Source organism: Aurantimicrobium sp. INA4 (assembly GCF_027924525.1).
Classification (GTDB): domain Bacteria; phylum Actinomycetota; class Actinomycetes; order Actinomycetales; family Microbacteriaceae; genus Aurantimicrobium.
In genome coordinates, this window is record NZ_AP027040.1 from 1,240,341 (window position 1) to 1,256,646 (window position 16,306).

A 16,306-nucleotide genomic window follows, 5' to 3' on the forward strand; every position below is an offset into this window, starting at 1 on the left:
ACAGCACAGCTGCCATGGTGAGCACTCCTAACCAATCCTCGATAACCTAGAACAGATGCAGACAACTCCTTATTCCCGGCCAGAATTTGACCCATATGGGTCAAATGATGTTCCCGAGGACACAACCGCGCACTGGAAAGCCCCTCTAGCTTCGTCAGCGGTTGTTGGGTCACTGCAAATCCCAGGTTCGAAGTCACTGACAAACCGTGAGCTTGTGCTTGCCGCTATAGCAAATGGGCCTTCGATTATTCATCGCCCGCTGCATTCTCGCGACAGCAGACTCATGATTGAAGCCCTGAGATCACTTGGAACAACAATTGAAGAGATCCCTGGCGAGGGGACTTTCGGCCCAGATTGGAAGATCACACCAGGAGAACTCACCGGCTCAACGACGATTGATTGTGGTCTAGCCGGAACGGTAATGAGGTTTATGCCTCCCGTGGCTTCCCTCGCACTCGGTCCCACAACTTTTGATGGTGATGAGGGTGCACGTAGACGCCCGATGGCAACCACAATTACTTCTCTCAAAGCGCTGGGCGTTGATGTTGCCGATGAGGGTCGCGGCTCTTTGCCCTTTACTGTGCACGGAACTGGTTCGGTTACGGGCGGAAAACTCACCATAGATGCTTCCAGTTCCAGCCAATTTGTCTCAGGTTTGCTTCTCTCCGCAGCGCGCTTTGAGCAAGGCCTAGACCTCACCCATTCTGGTGAGCGCCTGCCAAGTCTTCCCCACATCGAGATGACTCTCGAGGTTCTTCGGAAGCGCGGTGTTCAGGTAGAGAACCCCGAGGTTGGCCACTGGATTGTGAAGCCTGGCCCTATCTCTGCTGTTGATGTTCAGATCGAGCCCGACTTATCCAACGCTGCCCCATTCCTTGCTGCCGCTGTTGTGACCGGTGGAACTGTCACCATTTCCGGCTGGCCTGAACACACTACTCAAGTGGGCAATGACTTGCTCGAAATACTGCCACTTTTTGGCGCACAAGTTACTCGTGAAGGTGACAAAGTCACAGTATCTGGAAGTCTTGATGCCTCTGGTAAACCGGTCATTTCGGGCATCACACTCGATCTCACTACAGGGGGCGAATTAGCTCCAGCAATTGTTTCAATTGCTGCACTGGCATCTAGCCCCAGCACGATCACCGGCATTGGCCACATTCGCCACCATGAGACGGACCGTTTAGCAGCCCTAGCAACAGAGATAAACAAGCTTGGTGGCAAAGTCGCTGAGCTAGAAGATGGCCTACATATTGAGCCGGCGCAGCTTCATGGTGGAGTGTGGCACAGCTATGAGGACCACCGCATGGCTACCTCCGGAGCCATCATTGGCCTCGTAGTTCCGGGGGTTGAGGTAGAAAACATTGCCACAACCTCTAAGACGCTTCCTGAGTTTCCTGAGTTATGGTCAAAGCTTGTGGAGCCAAAATCCTCATGAGTTGGTGGAACTCGGACTCTGATGAAAGCTCACTAGGTGAGCAGTATGACGAGTCTGATATTCGGATAAGGCCCAACCCGAAAGCAAACAAACCACGCACAAAAACTCGTCCAGATCATGCTGACGCTGTTCAAGGCATGGTCACTGGTGTTGATAGAGGCCGATACACCGTACTCATCAATGAAATATCTGTGACGTGCTCTCGAGCTCGTGAGTTGAGCAAAAACGCGATTGTCGTGGGAGACATTGTCAATGTTGTTGGAGATGTGACAGGTAGCCCTGGATCTCTTGCACGTATTGTTCGCGTAGAACCCAGGAAAACATTACTTCGACGAAGCGCTGATGACACAGACGAAGTTGAACGCGTCATTGTTGCGAACGCAGATCAATTACTCATCGTTATAGCAGCAGCAAACCCAGAACCACGAGTTCGCTTGGTTGATAGGTATCTCGTTGCAGCATTTGATGCAGGAATTACCCCCCTATTGGTCGTCACAAAGTGTGACACACACGACCCGAGCGAATTCTTATCTAACTTTTCAGGCTTGAATATACCCATCTTCCGAAGCGGTACTGACCAAGTTCCAATCGAAGATCTTCAGAAAGCACTAGCTGGACACACCACGGTTGCAGTCGGGCACTCAGGTGTTGGAAAGTCAACATTGGTCAATGTATTAGTCCCCGATGCCAAAAGAGCTACAGGTCACGTCAACGAAGTTACTGGCCGAGGTCGCCACACATCCAGTTCAAGCATTTGCTTCAAACTTGATACGCCTTTTGGGATTGGTTGGATCATTGATACGCCAGGAGTACGGTCCTTTGGTTTGGGCCACGTAAACACGGCTAACGTTTTAGGCGCGTTTCCTGATCTTCAAGAAATCGCACAAAACTGCCCGAGGGGATGTTCGCACTCTGCAGATTCCCCCGACTGTGATTTAGATAGTGTGCTGCGAGACGGAACTAATCCAGCCCAAATTGGCAGGCTTGATTCTTTCAGGCGACTCGTGATTTCAATGAGCTAAGTACTGAAATCTAGTGACCCTTTGATGCATAGAAGGCTTCAGTGGCGTCCTTGGTCGGTGCCCACCATTCTTCATTGTTTTTGTACCACTCAATTGTTGAAGCGATTCCTGATTCAAAGTCAGCATGAGAAGGCTTCCATCCCAACTCTGTGCGAAGTTTGGTGGAGTCAATAGCGTAACGAAGGTCGTGACCTGCTCGATCGGTTACATGGTCATATGCGTCGGCGGGCTGACCCATCGTGGTGAGAATGAGTTCAACGACCTCTTTGTTGTTTTTTTCTCCGTCAGCACCGATGAGGTAAGTCTCACCAATGACACCTTTATCAACAATTGTCATAACTGCGCTGGAATGATCATCTGCATGGATCCAGTCGCGGACGTTCTCACCTGCGCCATACAGTTTGGGTCGAATTCCACGAATCACATTTGTGATCTGACGAGGTATGAACTTCTCAACGTGTTGGTAGGGACCGTAGTTGTTTGAACAATTTGAGATAGTCGCGCGAACTCCAAACGAGCGGACCCATGCACGAACAAGGAGGTCGCTTCCTGCCTTAGTAGAGGAATAAGGGCTCGAGGGGTTGTACGGTGTGGATTCGCTAAACCGTTCCGGGTCATCGAGCTCTAAATCTCCATAAACCTCGTCTGTGGAGATGTGATGAAGTCTGGTGTCGAATTTACGTGCTGCTTCAAGCAGTGTGTATGTACCAATGATGTTGGTCTCTAGGAAAGGACGTGGATTATCAAGGGAGTTGTCATTGTGAGACTCTGCAGCGTAGTGGACCACTGTGTCGTGTTTACTAAATAGCTGGTCTACGAGCTCAGCATCCCGGATATCGCCGTGCACAAAGTTGAACCTGTTGGAAGGAAGGTTTTCCAAAGATGCCTTGTTACCTGCATAAGTGAGGGCATCGAGAACAGTAACTTCATGGTCGGTGTTGTCCAAGAGGTAGTGCACAAAGTTTGAACCAATAAAACCTGCACCACCAGTGACCAGAATCTTGCTCACAACAACACCTCAACAAACTAACTTCAATGTGAATCACCAGTTTATCTGGCTTGTCAGCAGTAGCAGAGTTTCTCTGTGCCTTATACGCTGGATGCATGAGCACACGACTTGAAGCTGGACAAACTGCACCCTCCTTTACCCTTCCCGATCAGGATGGCAAATCTGTCAGTCTGAGCGACTTTGCTGGGAAGAAAGTTATCCTCTATTTCTACCCTGCCGCTTCCACTCCAGGCTGCACCAAGCAGGCATGTGATTTCCGTGACAACCTAAGTCAACTTGCAAACAAGGGGTATGTCGTACTCGGAGTTTCCAAAGACCCACTCTCCAAGCTCAAGAAGTTTGAAACTACTGAAAGCTTGACCTTCCCCCTCCTGAGTGATCCAGAGCTCACTGTTCACAATGCATACGGAACCTATGGCGAGAAATCGATGTATGGAAAGACCGTTATGGGAGTCATCCGCTCGACGTTCGTGATCGATGAGTCAGGAAAAATTGAGCTTGCTCTGTATAACGTCAAAGCAACCGGTCACGTAGCCTCGCTTATGTTGAAACTGGGTTTGTGAACAACTATCCGCCATACTGATAACAGCCCATTTCCTCTGCTCGAAGGTCTGATAAAGATGTCACAAGACATCGAAAGTTATGAACACAATCTCGCGACTTCAATTCGCGCTTTTCGCAAGTCAAGAGGACTATCACAAGCAGATCTTGCGCTCAAAGCTGGTTTGGACAGAAAAACCATAAACCGAATTGAAAACGGGCATTATTCTCCGACAATGTCTAACTTCTTCAGCATTTCTCAGGCCTTAGAAGTAGATCCCCAAGATCTCCTTGCCTCAAAATGTCTGTAGTTCAGACTAGTTTCCCTTCCTAAGCCAATTGTGTGCACTTTACGCACACTGGGACGCTATATTTAAGGGACAGTCATGGTACAAATAATGGGGGAATCGGTGGGCATCACGTCCATTTTGGAAAAGCTAGACAACGCAGGGTGCGGTTATACAATCGACTCCTTCAAAGTTGGCCCTAATCAGGACCGGGCCATACAGTGGGTGGCGGCTCGTCCTGTCCTCCCGGGAGAAGAACCAACCTGGCCGCCTATTGCTTCTGTACTCGAAGAACTTCCAGAAAGCCATGGGCTCGAAATGGGTCTCAGCAATTCGCATGGAAGAGTGAGCGAATGCCCTTTTCAACCGCACCTTTGCCAAGGTGAACACCTTGTTGCAAGTGGTGTTGGAGTTCTTAAGAGCTAGATGTTTTTTCGGGGGCCGAACGGACAATAACAGCCACAAATGTTGCTGTTGTCACGGTTGCAATAAAAGCTAGTAACCAGCCAATCGGTTGCCATGCAGATAATCCTGCGATGAACGATGTTGCCAGAGCAAATTGGAGAATCTGCCAGGTAATGATCGCGCCTTTAGTCCATGCTTGATCTTTTAGCGTTCCAATACCTACAAACGCTAACCAGAAGGCGATCAGCAAAGTAATGACAATAATGACGATTGCCCCTGCTAGGTTGGTGGTTTTTTGGACGAATAGTTGTGAAAAGAAGTAAAAACCGCCTGCAAATACAATCAAAGACTCACATCCAACCAAAGCAGCCAGAAAAACAACTAGCGCGCTTCCCGGACGATTTTTTTTACTACGAGGACCTATTTCTAGGGGTTTTTCTTCCGAATTCATCTGAATCGCCTATTTTCTGTGAAAAAAGTCTTGACCTTAACTTGAAGGCGTGTCACCATTATCTAAGTCGATAAGCCCCCACGTCGAGGTGGGCAAGGCATTTTCGCTCTGGAAATGACCTTGGGACTAACTATCGGCAGTCATTCGAATCTAGTCCGAATGTTCTTTTGTCTTTTTTAGCATGCCCACAAACAAGGAGTACCATCATGGATTGGCGTAACGACGCAGCTTGCCTCACGGTTGACCCAGAGCTGTTCTTTCCCGTAGGCAACACCGGCCCAGCCGTCGACCAGATCGACAAGGCCAAGGTCGTCTGCTCACGCTGCACCGTCACTGAAATGTGCCTCCAGTATGCCCTTGAGACCGGTCAGGACTCTGGTGTGTGGGGTGGACTCAGCGAAGACGAGCGCCGCGCACTCAAGCGCCGCGCAGCACGTGCACGTCGCGCAAGCTAATTAACTCTTCACAATATGCTCACAAGCTCAATGCTTGTGAGCATATTTATTTAAGTGACTTTTGGAGCATCACGGTTCCAAGCCAACGGTCAAACTTGAAACCAACGCGCCCCATCCGCCCTATTTCTTTGAAACCAAAATCCTCATGAAGTTTGAGCGAGGCTTCGGCTCCACCGTCAGCTATCACGGCAATCATTTCCTTGAGGCCAACCTGTTCAGAACGTGAAATCAGTTCTTTCATGAGTGCTTTGCCTAAACCTTTTCCTGTAGACGCCGCCCTGAGGTAAACAGAGTTCTCCACGGTGAATCTGTAGGCACGTTTTTGCTTCCAAGGAGTCACGAGTGCGTAACCAAGGACTTGGTGCCCCGGGGACACAGCAACAATGAAAGGCATATTGAGCTTCTGAAGATAGGCAAACTTTTTCTTCCACGCAGTCAAGCTCATTTTGTTTTCATCGAAAGTCACCACGGAGTTCATGACGTAGTAGTTATAGATTTCCTGAATGTCAGGAAGGTCGGACTCTCGGGCTTCTCTGATTTCAAAAGAGAAAGGCGCCTCAGGCTCCGGCTTCTTTTGAAGATGCCGTGGCAACTGCCGCGGTTTGAGATATTCCTCTGGAAGCACGTGCCCAGCCTAACCGACTAGAACAACGCTGAATAGCTTGGCAACGCCCAATTGATGGGCGTCTGGCCAAGCTCTTCAAGAGCATTATTGACTTTGCTGAATGGCCGAGATCCGAAGAATCCTCGCGAAGCAGACAACGGGCTGGGGTGAACAGATTCAATAAGTACTGATTTGTCCAGATAATGCTTTGCAGATATCGCGTCGTTGCCCCATAAGACTGCGACGAGCGACTTATCTTTTCTGTTGTTGAGAGTAGATAAAGCTTGTGCTGTAACTTCTTCCCACCCAATTCCGCGATGAGACCCGGCTGTACCGGATTCAACCGTGAGGACTCTGTTCAGAAGCATGACACCCTGCTCAAACCATGGTGTGAGGTCACCATTGGATGGCTGGGGGCACCCAATATCTTTCTGAAGTTCTGTGAATATGTTCCTCAAGCTTCGAGGCAGTTGGCGTTGTTCTGGTGAAACCGAGAAAGACAACCCAACCGCATCTTCTGGCGTGGGGTAAGGATCTTGACCCAGGATCACAACCTTGACTAAATAAATAGGAATTGTGAACGCTCGCATTACGTTGTGTTGCTTAGGAAAGAACGTTCTACCTTGATCTAGGTCACGTGTAAGTCGTGATTGGATCTCAAGGAGAAGTGGTTGGACAGACTGAAGTGGCTCAACCCAACTCTGATGAATATCCCCTGATTGGGCTAATTCCTCAAGATTGAGGCTGAGAGTCATCTTTGTGTTCTGTTGAATGCCCCGAGTGGGAATTTTGGTGAGCTTGGTGATCAAGACTTCGCTTGTGAACGCTCTGAACTTTCTCTGTGAGATAGGAAATTACGGTGGCCGTCGTAGCACCAACAATGATCATGCCACCAAGCATGAGCAATGAGGCGTAAATGCGGCCAAAGATAGTGACGGGAACCATGTCACCATAACCCACAGTCGTAATGGTTTCGATTGCCCACCAGACTGCATCACCATAGCTGGTAATACTGGCTCCCGGCGCTCTGCGTTCTGCGCCATACACAGCGAGTGACAAGACGTAGATATACATCAATGCAAAGGATGCTGCATAGGCAACCAAACGTGCCCGTACAGAAGACCCCTGCTTTCCTCTAAACCAACGCAGTCGCGATAAATACATCAGAAGAAGGAAAGGTCTCGTGAAGGGGATTGCCATAGAAATGAGATCTATGACGTTGCGCTTGAAGAAGACCCGCTTGTCGTTCGACAGTGTGAGACGAACGAAATAGTCGATGATGAAGGTAACCCAGATAATTCCGAGCATCACGAGGATGTACTTGTCTATTCCCTGAGTAAAGACCTCATCGTTAAGAATGAGCACGGAGTAACCAAGAAGAAAGATAAAGGACAGGAAGATGAAAGGAAGCGTGGTGTATTTCTCCCACGTGATCTCTTTAGGGCTTCGTGTGTCTTCCACCAACATGCCGTCTGCGTTCATTACCAGTGGCTTGGGACTCTTTTCCATAGTTCTAGGCTAGTAAATATGAGCACACAACGGGTCGCGTTATGGGATAACGCCCGTTTTGGTGCCATTGCTTTGATGGTTGCTGGCCACACTCTCACCAAGATGGTGGGAGAAAATGATGCCGCATTTACTCTTTACGTCTTTATCTACGCCTTCCATGTCCCTGTGTTTGTTGCTGTTTCTGGTTACTTCACAAAGGGGACAGCACCAGATGACAACAGAATCAGGTCCGTTTTCACAGACATTCTTGTTCCGTATCTCATCTTTGAAGTCATTTGGTCAGTCGTTCTTTTCCTCTACAACGGCAGCTTCCGTTTGGACGTCACTCGAGCATCTTGGACATTGTGGTTCCTGCTCGCTTTAGCAATCTGGCGCATAATTTTGCCCTATCTGGTCGCATTGAAATATCCCCTGCTGATTAGCATCGTGATTTCCATCGCTGCAGGTTACTTTCCTATTGACCAAACCTTTTCAGCTGCCCGTGTGTTGGGTTTCTTGCCCTTCTTCGTATTCGGCTGGCAGCTGCGCCAATGGAATCTCGGCGAGCGCTGGATGGCGCTACGTTCCCAGTCCGTCATTCGCTGGCGAGTGGCAGCAACCACGTTCATGCTGGCCGTTGCAGTTTCTATTTCGTTGAGCGTTCCGTTTTGGCGTGAAGTGCAGATTCGTAGCTTCATTACTTATGACGCAGGCTATGCGTCATTTGGCTACGACCAGTGGTGGTCCGGCGCTGTGCGTCTTGCCGCCATGGTTGTAGCTGCCGGAATGATTATGGCTTTCCTCATTTTGATTCCTCGCGAACAAACATGGTTTACCCAGTTCGGGCAAGCGACGATGTATGTCTACCTTCTGCACACGTTCGTGCTCTACCCACTGCGTGAAAACGGAGTTCTCGATGGGGAACGTCCCTTCTGGTACATCTTGCTTGCTGTCGTTCTCTCGTTTGGGTTGACCGTTGTGTTGTCTACAAAACCGGTTGTCAAACTGTTCAAACCTCTGGTTCAACCCAACCTCAATTGGCTCTTTGTTACACCCCGTGACGCTTCCCGTTGAGTAGCTTTCCTTCTGGGCGTAACGTCATAGCAAGTTTTGATTACCCAAATAAGGAGCACACCATGAGCGACAACCAAGCCAACTGGAAGTTTGAAACCAAGCAGATTCACTCTGGAGCACAGCCAGACCCAGTGACTAATGCTCGTGCTACCCCGATTTACCAAACCACCTCTTACGTGTTCAACAACGCCGAGCACGCTAAGAACCTCTTTGCTCTGGCAGAGTTTGGAAACATCTATACCCGCATCCAGAACCCCACTCAGGACGTTGTTGAGCAGCGAGTCGCTGCTCTCGAAGGCGGAACCGCAGCGCTTCTTGTCTCTTCTGGTCAGGCCGCAGAGACTTTTGCAGTGCTCAACATTGCCGAAGCTGGTGACCACATTGTGTCTTCAAGCTCTATTTATGGTGGCACCTACAACTTGTTCAAGTACACCCTGGCCAAACTCGGTATCGAAGTTACCTTCGTAGAAAACCAAGATGATGCTGACGAGTGGCGTGCAGCCGTTCGCCCCAACACCAAGCTTTTCTTCGGTGAAACCATTGGTAACCCCCGTATCAACATTTTGGATATTGGACTTGTTTCCAAGGTTGCGCACGAGGCAGGTGTTCCCCTCATCGTGGACAACACAATCGCTACCCCCTACCTGATCCGTCCTCTCGAGCACGGAGCTGACATTGTTGTACACTCCGCAACCAAGTTCCTAGGCGGTCACGGAACAGTCATCGGCGGAATCATTGTTGACGGCGGAAAGTTTGAATGGTCTAAGAACGTTGAGAAGTTCCCTGGCCTGACAGAACCTGACCCCTCTTACCACGGTGCAAGTTACACAACCGTACTTGGCGATTCGATTGCGTACATCATCAAGGCACGTGTCCAGTTGCTGCGTGACCTTGGTTCATCTATTGCTCCTGCAAGCGCATGGCAAATAATCCAAGGAATTGAAACCTTGAGCCTGCGTATTGAACGTCACGTTGAAAATGCGACCGCTATTGCTCAGTGGTTAGAAGCACACCCCCAGGTTGCTTCCGTGAACTACGCAGCATTGCCTTCAAGCCCGTGGTACACCGCAGCAAACCGCTATGCCCCCAAGGGCGTTGGTGCTGTGCTCTCCTTTGAACTCAAGGGAGGAGTTGAAGCAGGTAAGGCATTTGTTGACAACCTAGATCTCTTTAGCCACCTCGCAAATATCGGTGATGTTCGCTCATTGGTGATCCACCCAGCATCTACAACCCACTCACAGCTCACTCCAGAACAGCAGCTAACTACTGGTGTGACTCCAGGATTGGTTCGTTTATCCGTTGGGCTTGAGAATATTGATGACCTCAAAGCAGACCTTCAACAAGGGCTGGATGCAGCGGCTTCGATTTGAGCAGGAACGTATCTTGACGAATCCTCAGCTTAGATTCACCAGCCGTGAATATCCAGAACAAGTCAAAAGCTTGCTAGCGTTACTATCTTGAGGGCTGACATATTCAGCTATCCATAGAGCTGAATTCGAGAGGCAGTCTTGGCTATTTCCACTAGTTTTCGTTTGTGGGCTTCCCTACTTGTAGTTGTGCTTTCAATAGTGGGATTTCAATTGTCAATTCTCACTACATCTATGTTGTTTGTGCTCTGTTTTGTAGTCTTGACTTTTCTTTACGCCAAGAAATTGGGGTTGGTTCTTTCCGGTACTGCAGCATTCCTAATGTTGGGGTCAACTGTTCTTGTTTCAGGACTGCTAGGGACATTTATCCAAACTCAATACGTCCAAACAATTGCAGATTCATTGGGTCTGGTGACTTTTGTCGCAATTGGAATTGAGTTTGCTACTCAATCAAAGGCGATTGTAAAAACAAGTGTCCTAGGTTGGGGAAGAGCTCAAACTATTTCTCTTATTGGGCCTCTCTTTTTTTGCATTTCTTTCCTAGCTTCAAGGTTTTTGCCGCAGGGTAACAAATTTGCCTGGGTTATGAATAATGACGCAGTCAATAACATCCTCATGGTCAGGGACTTAACAAATGACGGCGGCGTACTCATCGGCGATGGAGGAAATCCTGTCCCCTTTACCACTTCCTTACTCTCAATATTTCTGGTTCAGCCAAATACCGACTACGAACAACATGGAAATCTCATGGCTGATGTCCTCGGAATGCAGATGTATTGGCTTTTCACAGGAATTCTTCTCGGGTTAGCTGCTGGTCTGTTGGGAGCAGAGATTTCCCGTCGTCAGAACCTTTCCCAGAAATGGCAGATTCTTTCTGCTGGAGTTGCTTCCTTTGCTACAACAATGTGGTTCATTGTTGGATATCCGATTGAATACGGTTTTCTTAATGCTGCGCTGGGGCTGGCACTTCTATTGGTTGCCACTCTCGCTTTTCAATTCCAGGAAGAGCAGCCTGCTGTAGTTCTTGGTGTTTTATTTCTGTCATCTCTACTAATCATTGCTACATGGACGCCAACAGTTATTTTTATTCTTGCGTTCATAGCCATTGTTGTTGTCCGACAGAGAAAAACCATTTTTGTGTCAGATTTATCTGTTCTGTTTACCTGGGGTTTCCCAATGGTCATCACAATAGCTTTTGGCCTAGTAATTACTATCCCAAGTTTTATAAGAACCTCTTCGCTTTTGTCTTCTCCAGGGGGCGTTGAACATATACCGACTGCGATGTTGTGGCTTCTTCCACTCTGCTTGGTATTGATTAGCCTGGTTGTATTTGGACCGAAGTCATCCAAATTTATTGCATACTCCTCTGTTGGTATTGCCCAACTTATTGCAGTGAATGGACTTCTATTTCTCAATCGAAACTTAGAGGACCCTTGGACCTATTACCCATTCAAGATGCTCTGGTTTGGTTCGGCATTTATTTGCCTAATCATCATTCCAATCGTGTTTGTATTCATAAGTAAACAGAAACAAAAAATACTGCGTTACTCTCTTGCTTCGCTCTTTACATTCACCTTGTTGATAGCACTCAACTGGTCGATTCCAAAACCCTCGACATTTGCTTTGAAAGATATATCTTCGATTTTCTTTTCCCCTCAAGGGGAGCTGTTTAATGATGAAGTCGCGACTCAAATGTTTAAGGATGACAACGAATCCCTCGTTGTTTATTGGATTTCGCAACGTGGCGATCAAGCAAGTGCTCTGAATTTTTGGAATATTTCGAATTGGGCCAATTCGTTAAAACCGAATGTTTATGACATTCGATACCTTGCCTACTATTTGCCGCCAACAGACCCAAAACTACTCTGCGACTTGGCTAGTTTGGCCAAAACTGAGCTAAAGGTTGTTTCCTCTGATGAGGATTTACAGTCGGGCTTATACGAATTTTGTCCTGATTTGCCCATTTCTATTTCTCGCGGCTAATTCCCCTGCAATTACTCTAAATTGCTGGGGTAGTCTCTTCACATGGTTGAACCGATGATTGAAGTTGATGACCATGGCCACATCCGGCAGCTGAGACTCAACCGCGCCGAAAAAATGAATGCCGCCAATCGGCAGATGCTCTCCGAGCTTTCTCTTGCCTACGCAGAAGCAGACCGCGACGACAATATCCGCGTCTTAGTTGTCTCTGCCGCGGGCGAGCATTTCACAGCAGGCCTGGATCTTGCAGATGTGTTGGGAACTGCAAATGAGTCAGGTCTTCAGCTCACACCAGCCGGAGGGCTGGACCCCTGGGGGATCACTACCCAGCCCATTTCAAAACCTGTTGTTGTGGCAGTTCAAGGAACTTGTCTCACTCTCGGTGTTGAGCTCATTTTGGCATCTGAGCTTTCTGTTGCTGATGAGACAACAGTTTTTGGGCAGCTGGAAGTCACGCGCGGAATCATGCCTTTTGGCGGTGCTACCACCCGCTTCCCAGCCCGGGTAGGGTGGGCCTACGCATCTCGATATTTGCTAACTGGTGAAACGTTCAACGCAGAGGAAGCACTTCGTATTGGCCTCATCAATGAAGTAGTCCCTCGCGGAACACAGGTCGAGCGAGCAATGGAGCTTGCTGGACTGATTGCCGATCAGGCTCCCCTTGCTGTTCAAGCAACACTGAGGAATGCGCGAATGGCGCGAGCAGCAATTGAAATAGAAGCTTTGGGTGCATTGCCCCAGGAATTAGCCGGACTTCTCTCTAGCGAGGATTTCAAAGCGGGTGTTGCCTCCTTTGCGACGAGGTCAAAGCCCACGTTCTCAGGCAAGTAGGCTTAATGAACTATGGATTGGCAAGATTCCGCCGATAACCTGCCCTCAGGATTCATCACTGACGAGCAGGTTCGCTCTGTTGCCGGAAAACCTCCCGTCACAGGTGCTTGGCGCGATGGCGATGCACCTGGAAACCGACAGTTTGCCAATCTAGGCCCGTTTGATTTTGAATGTGGGGGCTCTCTTCCTCACGTTCGTATTGCCTACGAAACATGGGGAACCCTCAACGAAGATAAAGACAATGCAGTCCTGGTTCTCCATGCTCTCACCGGAGACAGCCATGTTGTGGGGCCCGCCGGAGGCGGTCACACCACAGCTGGCTGGTGGAATGAGGTTGTTGGCCCAGGTCTTGCCATCGACACCGATAGGTGGTTTGTCGTTGCACCCAATGTTTTGGGAGGCTGCCAAGGTTCTACCGGTCCAGCATCACTTGCACCGGACGGATACGAATGGGGCTCTCGTTTCCCCTACACAACAATCCGTGACCAAGCACGTGCCCAAGCGCTGTTCTCTGACGTGATTGGCATAGACAAGTGGGCTGCTGTTATTGGTGGCTCCATGGGCGGTATGCATGCACTCGAATGGGGTGCAATGTTCCCCGAGCGCGTCGAGCGCTTGGCGGTGCTTGCCGCACCACCAGCAACAAGCGCTGATGAGATTGCATTGAACACAGTTCAGATAGAAGCGATCATGCTAGATCCAGCTTTTCGTGCAGGTCACTATTACGAGGCTGCGGATGGTGTGGGCCCATATCGGGGCCTGGCACTGGCGCGCAGAATTTCCTTCCAGAACTTTCGCACACCCGCTGAGCTCAATGAACGCTTTGATCGTTCCTCTCAAAGCGACATCAGTCCTTTAGGTAAGGGTGGTCGTTTTGCTGTGGCCAGCTATCTAGACTTCCATGGCAACAAATTCACTCGCCGCTTTGATGCGAACAGCTATGTCACTCTCGTCGAAGCCATGAACTCACACGATTTGGGTCGTAATCGAGAAAGTATTGAATCAGTGCTGGAATCGATCACGATTCCCACACTGATTATTGGTATCGACAGTGACCGTTTCTTCCCCTTGGCTGGCCAACAACGACTTGCTTCCCACATCCCCGGAAACATCAATGGCGATGTGCCTGCTCTATTGAAATCAGACTTTGGTCACGATGCATTCTTGATCGAATCCGATTTTGTGGGTGAACAACTCAGCAGGCTTCTTGCAACCTAAGTTTAGGTTTACAGCTTCGAGGTAAAGCCCCTGAGCCATGCTGTGAATTCGCTACCCAGATCATCTCTCTCACTTGCGAGCTCGACAATTGTCTTGAGATAAGAAAGTCGGTCACCGGTATCAAAACGGCGGCCTTCAAAAACCAGTCCAATAACTGGTCCTGCTAATTCTGGGTGAGCTGCCATCTCATTCAATGCATCGGTTAGCTGGTATTCCCCGCCCAGACCGGGCTTAAGGTTCCTGAGCACCTCAAAGACGCCTGGTTGTAATACATAACGACCGATCACGGCAAAGTTCGAGGGTGCTGCTTCGGTAGATGGTTTTTCGACCAACTCAGAAACCTCAACAACGTTGTCGTGACGATTTCCAGTTCGAACAATTCCGTACTTGTGAACGTCACTTTCAGGAACTTCCATCAATGCAACAACATTTGCTTGCTGATTGTTGGCAATCTCGATCATGTCTTTGAGGAGAGTGCTGTTTGCTTCAATGAGATCGTCACCGAGAAGCACGGCAAACGGTTCATTGCCCACAAAAGTTTCGGCCTTAGAAATAGCGTGGCCAAGTCCTAATGGGTCTCCCTGACGGACGTAGTGCAAATCAGCAAGACCTGTTGCCTCTGCAACAACACCTAAGCGGTCTTTGTCACCTTTTTCAATAAGCAGGTTTTCAAGTTCGACGGCGCGGTCAAAATGGTTTTCTAAAGCGTTTTTGTGTCGTCCTGTAATCATGAGGACATGTGCAAGACCTGCGCCAACAGCTTCTTCAACAACGTATTGAATTGCTGGCTTATCAACTACAGGCAGCATCTCTTTAGGCAAAGCTTTTGTTGCGGGAAGGAACCTCGTACCTAAGCCTGCTGCAGGAATAACTGCCTTGGTTATGTTGCTCACAATTCCACACTACCTGCGAGGTTGTAAGGCAAGGACGTGGCTTTCGGCTTTGATTCATAAGGAATCCACACCGAAACTGCCAGAAGTACTACTTCCCCAATATTTCGTAGCGTAAGCAAGCTCAATTCAAGAGGTTGAACATTGAGCAGACCCGCATAAAGGTAAGGGTAAAAGCTTTGCGTTAGTGCCGCCAACACAAGGGCAACTACTGCAGGCGCGACGAAGCGTACGCGCTCCATCACTAGCCCGGCAATGATGGGGGCAGCAAGCCACCCAATGTATTGAGGCGAACCAACCTTATTGAAAACAATAAGAACCATTGTGAGCGCAAGTGCGACCGCGGGCAGAACATGGCTGGGATTTGAGCCTTTGTGGTGAAGCAGCATTCCCCAGCCCAAAATTCCCACAAATCCCAGAGCAATAAGGACCGAGGAAAGATCTGCAGCAATGTTTGCTCCTTCACCCGATACCTGAAAGGTCAAAATCACGGTGTCGTAGTAGACGGCATAACCTTCTTGGCCCAGCGCAGCTAGCCAGAGAAAAGGAGTTGCGAGTGGAGCCTCTATTTGCAACCCCCGTGTGGTTTGCTGTCCAAGAAAACTGAACAGGTTACTTGCTCCGCCGAGAATAACTGCAATGGCAACTATCACTCCGGAGGTGACCAACACAGAGATAAAGACTTTTTTTCGGCGATCAACGGCAACCAAGACTGCTGCGATAAGAGCCGCTGGAGAAACTTTGATCCACGTAGCGATAGTGAGTAAAGCGCCAGCTAAAGCCGGACGTTCTACAGCAGCAAGTAAACCAACAATTGCCAAAGGTGTGATGACTGAATCTAACCGTGCAACTGCAATAGGTCCCAGTAGTAACAAGAATGCGAGCCACCACCACGCAGCCACGCGCTGCACCTTGTTTCGAGTACTTCCCCTTGCTGAATACAGCAAATATGCGAAGGCGACGGCATTCAAACCAGTTACGAGTACTACCCAGCCCAGGGCATAAGAACCCTGCCCGGCAAGAAGTGGCAGCAATATGGGAACCAAGGCCAAAACGGGATAAACCCACACTGTGTCAATTCCAATAGTTCCTGCGCCTTGAGCAGCTTGTGCAGCCCACATCTCATAGACGAAGGAGACATCTCCGTACGGGACTGCCTCAGCAACATAGCCTTGCCAGCCCAGCCACACACTGACCAAAACAAAAGCTGCCCACAACAAAAGTGAGCTCCCCCAGATTCGTGGCTTCAT

17 protein-coding genes are annotated in these 16,306 nt (G+C 49.1%); 10 read left to right on the forward strand and 7 right to left on the reverse strand.

The features are described from left to right. Positions 1-55: 55 nt before the first annotated feature. Positions 56-1,435 (forward strand): 3-phosphoshikimate 1-carboxyvinyltransferase, encoded by a 1,380-nt coding sequence (gene aroA, locus AINA4_RS06085; protein ID WP_281786572.1) that lies wholly within the window; start codon positions 56-58, stop codon positions 1,433-1,435. Continuing rightward, positions 1,432-2,457 carry a ribosome small subunit-dependent GTPase A gene (gene rsgA, locus AINA4_RS06090; RefSeq protein WP_281786573.1) on the forward strand — a complete coding sequence of 342 codons (1,026 nt, stop codon included), beginning with the start codon at positions 1,432-1,434 and terminating at the stop codon, positions 2,455-2,457. Before aroA ends, rsgA begins: the two co-directional genes overlap by 4 nt. Before the next feature lie 10 nt (positions 2,458-2,467). Here rsgA and rfbB read toward each other — a convergent pair whose 3' ends face one another. Next, positions 2,468-3,466 (reverse strand): dTDP-glucose 4,6-dehydratase, encoded by a 999-nt coding sequence (rfbB, locus tag AINA4_RS06095; RefSeq protein WP_281786574.1) that lies wholly within the window; start codon positions 3,464-3,466, stop codon positions 2,468-2,470. A 95-nt stretch (positions 3,467-3,561) separates the two neighbouring features. Here rfbB and bcp point away from each other — a divergent pair, with 95 nt between their 5' ends. Both bcp and AINA4_RS06105 read left to right on the forward strand, forming a co-directional pair. Beyond that, complete coding sequence (gene bcp, locus AINA4_RS06100; RefSeq protein ID WP_281786575.1) at positions 3,562-4,029, forward strand: thioredoxin-dependent thiol peroxidase; 468 nt, start codon at positions 3,562-3,564, stop codon at positions 4,027-4,029. Between the two features lie 57 nt (positions 4,030-4,086). Continuing rightward, entirely contained in the window at positions 4,087-4,317 is a 231-nt protein-coding gene (locus AINA4_RS06105) for a helix-turn-helix transcriptional regulator (RefSeq protein ID WP_281786576.1), read from the forward strand. A 391-nt stretch (positions 4,318-4,708) separates the two neighbouring features. Here the strand turns inward: AINA4_RS06105 and AINA4_RS06110 are convergent, their stop codons facing one another. After that, a complete protein-coding gene (locus tag AINA4_RS06110) occupies positions 4,709-5,149 on the reverse strand; it encodes a hypothetical protein (RefSeq protein WP_281786577.1) in 441 nt (146 codons plus the stop codon). Between the two features lie 206 nt (positions 5,150-5,355). Here AINA4_RS06110 and AINA4_RS06115 point away from each other — a divergent pair, with 206 nt between their 5' ends. Beyond that, positions 5,356-5,604, forward strand: a complete 249-nt coding sequence (locus AINA4_RS06115; protein WP_096380259.1) for a WhiB family transcriptional regulator — start codon at positions 5,356-5,358, stop codon at positions 5,602-5,604. A 46-nt stretch (positions 5,605-5,650) separates the two neighbouring features. Here the strand turns inward: AINA4_RS06115 and AINA4_RS06120 are convergent, their stop codons facing one another. Genes AINA4_RS06120 through AINA4_RS06130 form a run of 3 tightly spaced genes read right to left on the reverse strand, consistent with a single transcriptional unit; the run spans position 5,651 to position 7,717 of the window. After that, positions 5,651-6,229, reverse strand: a complete 579-nt coding sequence (locus AINA4_RS06120; protein WP_096380254.1) for a GNAT family N-acetyltransferase — start codon at positions 6,227-6,229, stop codon at positions 5,651-5,653. Between the two features lie 17 nt (positions 6,230-6,246). Continuing rightward, positions 6,247-6,963, reverse strand: a complete 717-nt coding sequence (locus AINA4_RS06125; protein WP_281786578.1) for a uracil-DNA glycosylase — start codon at positions 6,961-6,963, stop codon at positions 6,247-6,249. Beyond that, complete coding sequence (locus AINA4_RS06130; RefSeq protein ID WP_096380250.1) at positions 6,941-7,717, reverse strand: potassium channel family protein; 777 nt, start codon at positions 7,715-7,717, stop codon at positions 6,941-6,943. The genes AINA4_RS06125 and AINA4_RS06130 overlap by 23 nt, the downstream gene beginning before the upstream one ends. Before the next feature lie 18 nt (positions 7,718-7,735). Between AINA4_RS06130 and AINA4_RS06135 the strand changes: the two genes are divergently transcribed. From AINA4_RS06135 to AINA4_RS06155, 5 genes are all read left to right on the forward strand, one after another. Continuing rightward, the gene (locus AINA4_RS06135; RefSeq protein ID WP_281786579.1) at positions 7,736-8,770 is read left to right on the forward strand and encodes an acyltransferase family protein; all 1,035 of its coding nucleotides are present in this window, start codon (positions 7,736-7,738) and stop codon (positions 8,768-8,770) included. Between the two features lie 62 nt (positions 8,771-8,832). Continuing rightward, positions 8,833-10,140 (forward strand): bifunctional o-acetylhomoserine/o-acetylserine sulfhydrylase, encoded by a 1,308-nt coding sequence (locus AINA4_RS06140; RefSeq protein WP_280798554.1) that lies wholly within the window; start codon positions 8,833-8,835, stop codon positions 10,138-10,140. A gap of 138 nt (positions 10,141-10,278) precedes the next feature. Next, positions 10,279-12,120: a hypothetical protein gene (locus tag AINA4_RS06145; protein WP_281786580.1), complete on the forward strand. Its 1,842-nt coding sequence runs from the start codon at positions 10,279-10,281 to the stop codon at positions 12,118-12,120. 42 nt (positions 12,121-12,162) lie between these two features. Beyond that, complete coding sequence (locus AINA4_RS06150) at positions 12,163-12,948, forward strand: crotonase/enoyl-CoA hydratase family protein (protein WP_281786581.1); 786 nt, start codon at positions 12,163-12,165, stop codon at positions 12,946-12,948. 12 nt (positions 12,949-12,960) lie between these two features. Continuing rightward, entirely contained in the window at positions 12,961-14,166 is a 1,206-nt protein-coding gene (locus AINA4_RS06155) for a homoserine O-acetyltransferase (protein WP_281786582.1), read from the forward strand. An 8-nt stretch (positions 14,167-14,174) separates the two neighbouring features. Here the strand turns inward: AINA4_RS06155 and galU are convergent, their stop codons facing one another. Together galU and AINA4_RS06165 are read right to left on the reverse strand one after the other, a co-directional pair. Further along, positions 14,175-15,062 (reverse strand): UTP--glucose-1-phosphate uridylyltransferase GalU, encoded by an 888-nt coding sequence (gene galU, locus AINA4_RS06160; RefSeq protein WP_281787650.1) that lies wholly within the window; start codon positions 15,060-15,062, stop codon positions 14,175-14,177. Next, the gene (locus tag AINA4_RS06165; protein ID WP_281786583.1) at positions 15,056-16,306 is read right to left on the reverse strand and encodes a glycosyltransferase 87 family protein; all 1,251 of its coding nucleotides are present in this window, start codon (positions 16,304-16,306) and stop codon (positions 15,056-15,058) included. Before AINA4_RS06165 ends, galU begins: the two co-directional genes overlap by 7 nt.

Bases quoted from the DNA above. Each gene is read 5' to 3' on its own strand.
- AINA4_RS06130 (WP_096380250.1), bottom strand. From the start codon at position 7,717: ATGGAAAAGAGTCCCAAGCCACTGGTAATGAACGCAGACGGCATGTTG.
- AINA4_RS06125 (WP_281786578.1), bottom strand. From the start codon at position 6,963: ATGACTCTCAGCCTCAATCTTGAGGAATTAGCCCAATCAGGGGATATT.
- AINA4_RS06135 (WP_281786579.1), top strand. From the start codon at position 7,736: ATGAGCACACAACGGGTCGCGTTATGGGATAACGCCCGTTTTGGTGCC.
- AINA4_RS06110 (WP_281786577.1), bottom strand. From the start codon at position 5,149: ATGAATTCGGAAGAAAAACCCCTAGAAATAGGTCCTCGTAGTAAAAAA.
- AINA4_RS06150 (WP_281786581.1), top strand. From the start codon at position 12,163: ATGGTTGAACCGATGATTGAAGTTGATGACCATGGCCACATCCGGCAG.
- AINA4_RS06140 (WP_280798554.1), top strand. From the start codon at position 8,833: ATGAGCGACAACCAAGCCAACTGGAAGTTTGAAACCAAGCAGATTCAC.
- bcp (WP_281786575.1), top strand. From the start codon at position 3,562: ATGAGCACACGACTTGAAGCTGGACAAACTGCACCCTCCTTTACCCTT.
- AINA4_RS06105 (WP_281786576.1), top strand. From the start codon at position 4,087: ATGTCACAAGACATCGAAAGTTATGAACACAATCTCGCGACTTCAATT.
- rsgA (WP_281786573.1), top strand. From the start codon at position 1,432: ATGAGTTGGTGGAACTCGGACTCTGATGAAAGCTCACTAGGTGAGCAG.
- aroA (WP_281786572.1), top strand. From the start codon at position 56: ATGCAGACAACTCCTTATTCCCGGCCAGAATTTGACCCATATGGGTCA.
- AINA4_RS06115 (WP_096380259.1), top strand. From the start codon at position 5,356: ATGGATTGGCGTAACGACGCAGCTTGCCTCACGGTTGACCCAGAGCTG.
- AINA4_RS06155 (WP_281786582.1), top strand. From the start codon at position 12,961: ATGGATTGGCAAGATTCCGCCGATAACCTGCCCTCAGGATTCATCACT.
- AINA4_RS06165 (WP_281786583.1), bottom strand. From the start codon at position 16,306: ATGAAGCCACGAATCTGGGGGAGCTCACTTTTGTTGTGGGCAGCTTTT.